This is a genomic window from Anaerococcus tetradius ATCC 35098, assembly GCF_000159095.1.
Classification (GTDB): domain Bacteria; phylum Bacillota; class Clostridia; order Tissierellales; family Peptoniphilaceae; genus Anaerococcus; species Anaerococcus tetradius.
On record NZ_GG666332.1, the window covers coordinates 1 to 820 of the forward strand.

Annotated in this window: 1 protein-coding gene; it reads left to right on the plus strand. The window is 31.3% G+C overall.

Translation table 11 applies throughout. The features are described 5' to 3' along the window. Positions 1 to 820: VirD4-like conjugal transfer protein, CD1115 family (locus tag HMPREF0077_RS10015; RefSeq protein WP_004837906.1), on the plus strand; the 820-nt coding region annotated here is incomplete at both ends.

Consider the following 820-nt stretch of genomic DNA (forward strand, 5'->3'; position numbering starts at 1 on the left):
TCATTTCGCAGTAAAACAATACAAGAAATACAAACTTGCAGCAGGAAAAACTGCCAAATCAATCCTTATATCCTGTGGAGCAAGGCTTGCTCCTTTTGATATTGAAGAATTAAGGGATCTTATGAAAGAAGATGAACTGGAGCTTGATACACTTGGAGAAAAGAAAACAGCTTTATTCGTTATAATATCAGATACAGATGATACGTTTAACTTTGTAGTATCAATAATGTACTCACAATTATTTAATCTATTATGTGATAAAGCAGATGACGAATATGGCGGAAGACTTCCTATTCATGTGAGATGCCTACTTGACGAATTTGCAAACATCGGCTTAATTCCTAAATTTGAAAAACTTATTGCAACTATTAGAAGTAGAGAAATATCAGCTTGTATAATATTACAAGCACAATCACAACTAAAAAGTATCTATAAAGATAATGCCGATACCATAGTTGGCAATTGTGACTCAACACTCTTTCTAGGAGGAAAAGAAAAAACAACATTAAAAGAATTATCTGAAAGTTTGGGAAAAGAAACAATAGACCTATATAACACATCAGAAACAAGATCAAATCAAAAGAGTTTTGGTTTAAACTATCAAAAAACTGGAAAAGAATTAATGAGTCAAGATGAAATAACTGTAATGGATGGTGGGAAATGTATCTACCAATTAAGAGGAGTTAGACCATTTCTTTCAGATAAATTTGACATAACCAAACATAAGAATTATAAGTTCCTTGAAGATTATGACAAGAGAAATATATTTGACATAGAGAAATACCTACAGAGAAAAGATGAGGTTAAGTTAAAAGAGAGC